At 60.7% G+C, this 7,713-nt stretch carries 3 protein-coding genes; all 3 read right to left on the bottom strand.

Annotated elements, in window-relative coordinates; translation table 11 throughout:
* Nucleotides 1–38: 38 nt before the first annotated feature.
* A complete protein-coding gene (locus tag ABF648_RS11450; RefSeq protein ID WP_415632384.1) occupies nucleotides 39–1,847 on the bottom strand; it encodes an ATP-binding protein in 1,809 nt (602 codons plus the stop codon).
* An 11-nt stretch (nucleotides 1,848–1,858) separates the two neighbouring features.
* The gene (locus ABF648_RS11445; protein ID WP_415632383.1) at nucleotides 1,859–2,998 is read right to left on the bottom strand and encodes a hypothetical protein; all 1,140 of its coding nucleotides are present in this window, start codon (nucleotides 2,996–2,998) and stop codon (nucleotides 1,859–1,861) included.
* Between the two features lie 386 nt (nucleotides 2,999–3,384).
* Nucleotides 3,385–6,957, bottom strand: coding sequence for a MobF family relaxase (gene mobF / locus ABF648_RS11440; RefSeq protein ID WP_415632382.1), 3,573 nt, complete (start codon nucleotides 6,955–6,957; stop codon nucleotides 3,385–3,387).
* Nucleotides 6,958–7,713: the final 756 nt, after the last annotated feature.

Raw genomic sequence — 7,713 nt, 5'->3', positions numbered from 1 at the left:
CTCCTCGAGGCCGGAGGATTCAGACCCCAACTACACCCTCAATCGTGAAGAGCCAGATTCTGGGCAATAATCGGCGCCGATCGAGGGAATCGCAGTGTCAGCTCACGCAAGAAGGCATCTCGCCTAAACATTACACGTTCAATGACTTCTGAAGAGATGTTTTCGTCAAGAAGGTACGCCTGGGTGAGGATTTCACTAAGACCTAGGAGCTTTAATGGCTCCGCGATTGTCTTTCCGCCGATATAGTTGCTAACAAATGGATGGGCTTGGTTCAGCACAACTGCACGCCGCGACGGGTCATAGACCGCAATCGGCTCAGTCGAGTCATAGTTCTCGAGGAGCACACTGTCGATGACGTCTCCGCCCTCCGTGAGTGTCTTTTTGGCATCCTCGATTCCTGCTTCGTCAAGACCAAGACTGCGAGCCACTGCCGGTTCGCCTGATATTGCTCTTTGCAGCATTCGTCGCAGCGGTCCTTGGCTGAGCGCCGTGCTTGGCTTAGCGAGACGGCCGTCCCTAGCAAGATTTGAGATTATATCGCCATCATCTTGTTCAGTGGATTTAGCGCGAGCCTTATTAAATACTGCAAGCAGATAGTTCTTCAATTCCTGCAGCGACTCGGATTCCTTGAGGTTCTCGCGAGCACTCGCGACCTGATCGTCAAGGTCGTCTGCATTTACTTCCATACGAAAGCGGGTTAGCGTACCATGTCGAAGTTCCGGACCTAAGGCGAAATCCGCCTCGTAAAGATTAATGAGTCTGCCACGGACTCTTACAAAGAAGCCATGGCTTCGGGCTAGGTCCTCACTCCGCCCACGCTCAAGTGGCTGCTTGTAAAGCGTTGCTCGTCCCCACACAGTCCCCGCTTTCGGGAGACGAACAGCAGGGACTGTTACGGACTCTCCTGATTTGTCCGTTTCGATCTCGATCGACTCCGCAGGGCCCCATGGTCGTTCGATACTCTTCGGTAGTGTTTTGTCATCTTTCCCGACGGTGAATGTCCACAACTCTTCACCATCAACTTTGGATGACATGATTTGCTCGTCATTCATCCAAAGTTGAAACTCAGGGTTCAGCGGAAGTGCACTGCGTAGAACCCATCGCAAGCGACCAAGCTTTATTTCACGTGCAGTTGGCTTGAGGCTGGAAAGTAGCGCAGCTGTCCAGTGTTCCAGCTTAGGGAGAGCTTCAAGGGCCTTTGTCTTTCCGGCGACAGCCGTGCCTTCAAGGGCACGACCGACTGCCTCTATCGCCTGGTTTTCCGTGAGACGAACCACATCGAGGGAAAGGTCAACGCCGTCGAGCATCTCGGTGCCCGGCGCGACGCGCCCATAGTCCATCGTAACGGCCAAGTACTCGTTGCCTCTATGAACTATATAGGTCAGTTGCTTTGCGAGCACATAGGTAGCCAGCTTGCCGATTCCAAATTTACCAACTGGCCTCTTACGGCCCGGAGGCGGAGTTCCGCTCCTTTTACGTGATTCGCCAATCTTCCATAGGTCGGCAAGTCCTTCGAGTGTCATACTCTCACCATCGTCGATGACGAGTAGAGTGGCATTTTTGTCTGAAAGATCAGATGCAAGATAGACCCACACCTCGCGTGCGCCGGCGTCGTAAGAGTTGGTGATCAGCTCTTCGAAGGTCTTGTTGGGGGAGCTGTACAGCCCCTCTGAGAAGCGCTCAATAATGCCGTACGACAGTTTCACCGGAATTTGACCTACATGATCATCACTTCGGACAATATCGACTATTCCGACTGTTCCGCCGTCAATACTAGATGCGGCTTCGCCGGTGGCGGCGCCTGCGTTGACCTCTTCATGACTCTCGTCTTCGATAGTAGTGGACATGAGCTTTCTCCTCACTCCTTCACAACTGTGAGCACTACTTCTGTCCGCATTCGTTTGGCCATGGACGATGTCTTGTCTCTGGTCCGGATCGGAAGATAACGCCGGTTTTCGGGGAGGTCTCGTTCGGAGCGGTTGATTGATCGGAAACCTGAGCCCTCGTAGGCCAGTCTCACAAGAGCATCGTTCTGGATGTAATTTCCTCGAAGGGTAGAGTTACCTATTACTGTCACGACTTCTGCTCCGGACTTACAAACGCGGTTCAGCTCGCGAGAGAAAAGAACAAGATCTTGGGAGTAGCGGGTAATTGTCGCGAGGGGAAGCCGATCGGGCGCATCCACGGATGCTTTTATGAACTGAACCATATCCTCGATCTGTTTGAGGGCATCAGTATGGAGTGCTCGTTCAGCCCCGATACTATTCGAGCGAATTTGCCGCAGCTCTGGAATGGTGTACCCAAACCAGATCAATGACATCTTGTGTCCGCGAAGATAGTCAATCGCATTGAGATATGGCGGTGATGTAATAACGAGGTCAACCGATGAGTCATGGAGATCAAGCGCCCGGGCGTCTCCGATACGAACATCCACCTGTCCAATAATGGATCGATTATCTAACAGCTTCTTAAGATTGGCAACCGACCTTGTAAACCCCCGATATACGTCATAACTAGATTCGGTCTCCACGCGGTGAGGTCTGCTGTGCGATGTGTCAGCCGCCAGCGATGCTTTAGGCGTCTTTGTGACAATGGTCCGGCTCAACGCCACTTGGAGTGCCTCACGAATGCCGTCATCGCTAACCTCGTCCAATTCCCTTGAGAGTCGGGTAAGTTGTTTGCGTTGCGGTGCCGCAAACCAGTATTCAGCGAATTTTCTGGTCTCTGGGTCGTCCCATCGTGGGTCGTCCGTGTGCGAGGCTTTCGCTCGTGCACAGATACGTTCGGCCTCGGCTGTGATTTCCTCTGTATTGACAGCCCGGGTCGCAACCGAACTCATGAGGACGGCGAGGGGATCGACATCGAACCCACGTGCTGCGTAGCCTCTGTCAGCTGCTGCGGTGAGTACCGTCCCTGATCCACACATCGGGTCAAGTACCACCCGGTTCGCGTTGCCCTCGGTGGAGTCCAAGTGCTCGATGGCAATGTCAGGCGCCATTCTGGCAGGGAACGGGTGGATTGTCTTTGCACCCATACCCATCAGCACCCCTTCGACTCGCATATCCTGACAAGAGCAGGCATGCTCCAGGCACCTTCATCATCCCAGGCGCACAGGCTCCAAGCTAATAAAGAAGCCTGCCAGTATGTCCGAGCGTAGCGGTATCCACCGACACGCTCTTGACTTTGTTTCAGGCGAGCTGGACCGGGCTGATGGCTCGGACTCGGAGGAACTTGAAGACGATTCGGCGAAGAGCGAAACCAACCGACAGAGTCATCTTGGGCTGCTCCCTGCACCCCTGACGATTCTAGTGCAGATCGCATGGGTGCACGAGCGTGATCGTGATCGTGAACGGCACACGGCAGTCGAGCACTATGCCGACACGCTCAGAGACTCAGACTCGGTGTCGATCGGACCTCGGGCGCTGACTGCATCGGTTCTACCGCCTGATGATCATCCACGATAGCTCGGACTCGTCTGAGAGCGCTGCGCGCTCGGGCCGCGTCGATCTTCCGTTTGACGTTGTTGTTCTCAGGCTCAGGTCCAAGTGGATATTGATTATCGCTGATCTGGTATCGGTCGCGGTAAGCAGCGATAGTGTGCGCGGCGGCGAGCCACGCAGCCTGCTCTCTCTGCCCAGCAGGCTTGGGCCCGAGCTGTTCAATCCACGGTTCACAGTTCGCCATAACCTGATTGAGCAGCGTGGCGGCGCGCTGCTCAATCAGGTCTTGCCGCTCAGTGAGTGCCTGGCGCATGTCGGAGTTCATGGGTCCGCTGGCGGTAGGGACGAGGCCGGCGATGAGGCGGGGTGGCTTGCGGGTGCGGCCCGAGCCTGCGGGCCGAGCGGTGGCGCGGGCGAGACGGGCGTGTAGGACGCTGGCGATGTCGTCGGCATCTTCGAAGCCCCGAACTTGGACAAGGCGTGGGAGCAGCTGGTCGAGGTTGTGGTGGTTGGCTTCGGCGTTGCGCAGTTCCGCCGACAGGGCGCCGTAGGCGTCGGAGACGAGGATGTCCTCGATCTGCTCGCCGGTGAGCCCGGATTTGGCGAGGAGGGTGTGCCAGTGGTCGGCTTGGGCTTCCTGGGCGATGGTCTCATATTCGGCGGCGAGCTGGCCGATGGAGCCCCAACGGTCCTGCTCGGCGGCAAGGGCTTGGTGGGCGGAGGGTTCGGCCCCGACGTGCTGGAGGATGCCGAGCAGAACCGTGCGGGCGGTGGCGTCGGGGTTGTCGCCGGGGTGCGCCTGGGCGTGGTCGTCGTCGGGCCGGTCGATGGCGACGTAGACGTGGTTCTCCTCGCGGCCTCGGGTCATGGCGACGTACAGGTTCTCCCGGGTGGTGGTGCTGGTGACGACGACATGGGAGGTGTCGGTCGTGACGCCCTGCGCGCGGTGGGCGGTGACCGCGTAACCCAAATCCAAGTGCTTGGCGACGTATGAGGCGGGCAGGACGATGGAGCCGCCGAACCGGCGACTGGTCTGCCGGATGGTGACAGACCCGTCCTCGCGGAGCTTGGTGACGGTCCACCGGTCCCCGTTCCGCACCCACGAGCTGCCGGAGCGTAGGCGGCGGTCGTTGCGGCGGGTGATCACGAGGTCGCCCTCACACACGGCCGTCCCGTCATGCAGGGGCAGCTCACGCTCGGGGTTGACGGTGCCGTTGATGATCCGATCCGCCCTGGCTCGCTGGTTGAGGGCGGTGACAGCCTGCTGGGTCTCGGCCACGAGGATCGAGGCCTTGCCTGCGGTCTGGTCGGCGTGCCAGGCAGTGTAGGCGGCATCCATGGCCTGTTCCTCCTCGGCCCCGTGAACCCGCCCGTGGTCGATGAGCGTGTCGATCGCGCTGGTGCGCCCGTGGCGCAGGTCAAGCGAGCTGGTCTTCTCCCACGCGTGGATGAACCGGTGCACGTCGGTCAGTTCGGGCGCATCCCCGCGCGCGTTGACGAGCATCGCGAACGCGCCGCCCGCATCCACGGATTGCAGTTGCGCCCAGTCACCCACCATCAGGACTTTCGCATCCTGCCGCTCAGCCTGCTCGGTGATCTGATCGAGTGTGAACGTGCCCGCCAGGGAGGCCTCGTCGATGATGACCAGCTGGCCAGGGGTGAAGGTGGCTCCCGTCGTGTGGAAAGTGTGCAGCCACTTGGCGGTGTTCTCCGTGCCGATCCCCAAATCATCGGAGAGCACTTGAGCCGCGACCGCTGACGGGGCGAGCCCGACCACACTGCCCTTGCCGTGCTCCGTCTCCCATGCGCGGCGCAGCGCGTTCATGGCCGTGGTCTTGCCCGCTCCGGCCGGCCCGACGAGCACGTCCACGACCCGTCCCGAGAGCGCTATCGCGGTCAGCGCGGCGGCCTGATCCTCCCCAAGCAGGCGGCTTTCCCTATCCGGTTTGCCGGTGACGGCCTCGATGGTCTCCAATGGAACGGTGTGAGCCATGGTGTTCTCGGCGCGGTTCAGGAGCCGGTCTTCAGCTTGAATCAGGTGTTCGGAGGAGAACACGGTCGAGGCATAGGGGCGGAAGCGCGACGAGCCGTCCGGGCGGCGGAACTGTGCCGGGCTGACCGCCAACTCCGGCGGGGTCAACCGCAAGGACGCCTGCTCGGCGGCGTCCACGACCATCCCGGTGATGGCCGTGCGGTCCGTGGTCGAGGCGAACCGCAACCCCATCAACTGCCGTGACGCTTCGGCGTGCAGGTTCCAGCGCGTCCACGTCGAACGCTTCTCACCCACCACGCCCGTGACCGCCTGGCCGATCTGCCCGATGGTATCCAAGGGAATGTCGTCGGCCCGCACCGTTGCAAGCAGCACCTCGCCGGCCGTGAGTGCCTGCGCCCAGGTGGTGGCGTCCTGGCCGAGAACTTGGGTGGCGCGTTGCCGCCACTCGGTGGTCAGGTCGGCCAGGGAGCGTACGTCCTTGTCGGGGCGGGTCGCCAGGGTGGCTTGCGCGCGGAGCTTGAGCACGGTGCGTGCGTTGGGTTGGCGTCCGTGCCGGGTCACGTAGGCGTCGATGAGGCGGTTCTTCTCCTCCTCGATGAACTTCGAGCGGCTGGAGAACTCGCCGATCAGCTCCTCGGGGACGCCGGTGATCTCCCACGCCGGGTTCCGGTCGCGGCCCCGCTCCCGTATCTCCCATCCAAGACCGAGGGTGCGGGTCAGATGGTCGGCCAGGACCGCGTTGTACATCTCCGAGACCGCCACCACCGCCCGGTGCATCGGGCGGCCATCCAACGTCCGCCACTTGCCATCCTGAACGGTCTTGACCTTGTTGCTGATGACGACATGCGTGTGCAATTGCGGGTCGTGGCTACGTGAGTCGTAGTGGTCGAACGCGGTTGCGGCCACACCCATCACATCGACCTGCGCAACCGCGCCGTCAGGGCCGGTTGCACCCACACGGGTTGCCGCAACCTCCCCCTCGATCAGCTCTACCATCTCCGCAACTGCCGCGTGATGCGCCGCCGCAATCAGGGATTGCGTGCCCGCGTCCGCAACCGCCCAGATCGCCGACACGCTTTTGGGCACGCTGAACGTGTAGTCGAAGCCCGCAACCGCCCGACGCGTCCCACGCTCCTTCTCCTCGGCCTCAATCTGGGCGACAAGCTCCGCCCGATACTCCGGATCGAGGCTCGGCCCGAGCCGCCTGACTCGCTCCTCGACGCGCTCGGACACGGTGGCGAACTGCTGATACGCCCGGCCAAGCGGTGCGCCCATCAACGGGTCACGGCCCATACCAATCAGGAGTTGAAGCTGCTGCTCCGACACCTGCGACCCAGCCGCCAGACTCCCCGTACCGAAGGCCGCGATCCCCGAGCCAAGCCAGAAGCCCGGCGGACTGCCCACCTCCGCGTAATAACGAGTCAACGGCGTGGACAGATTCCGGTCCCCGTCGCCGGCGGCCACCGACTTGAGCAGATACTTGTAACCGTCACCAGCACTCATCACGCGCATCGAAACCGTCATCGACCCACCTCCCTCACGGAAGGCAGGTGGGATGCGAGGCCCAGATCAGACGGTCAGCCCTGGGCGACGAAACTCAGGCGAACCTCTTCTGCAAGACGTGTGGCAGCTCAAGAGAAGGCGCTGAAGTCGTGCCGGCTAGCTCAGGACTGGCGGCGAGACGGGCGGCCCAGGAGACCGTCAATCGTGGAGGATTAGCGACGAGTCAGCGCGGGCACATCGCCGGCCTAACGGAAACGGAGGAGGGCTCACACACCTGACTGATGACCAGCCTGGGAGCAGTGCGTATGAAAGCGCTGTCGATAGTCTCCCGTAATTAGGAATCTTCATGTACGACAACAATCACTCGTCCCGGCTTCAGATCGGATCACTGTTCAGCGGGTAAGGGCGCCGGGGCCTCACCGCCCGTCTATCCGCACATCACTGTCCGACAGCACCGAACCCGGGTGATACACCGCCGTTGACGGGCACGACGTCGAGACAGCATCATGCCCCGCATTCGCTCGGGCCTCTGGTCGTCCATTGCCAAGGTCATTGATGCCCTCCAGCCCGAGTGTGTCCATTGAGACCGTCCGCGAACCACAACCACAACCACAACCTGACCTTCAACGCAGGGAGATCACGATGAGCAACGAAATCCTGACGCCGCAGCCCCGCGGATGCAACTCGCCGCAATGGAACTTGACTTAGGACAATGGCTCATAGGGGCTCATCCCAATCGAGGGTGTAGTTGGGGTCTGAATCCGCCTGTCTCGAGCA

The organism is Propionibacterium sp. (genome assembly GCF_047719395.1).
In the GTDB taxonomy this organism is placed as follows: Bacteria; Actinomycetota; Actinomycetes; order Propionibacteriales; family Propionibacteriaceae; genus Propionibacterium.
Note: the sequence above shows the minus strand (reverse complement) of the source record. Positions and strands in the feature narration are given on the sequence as shown.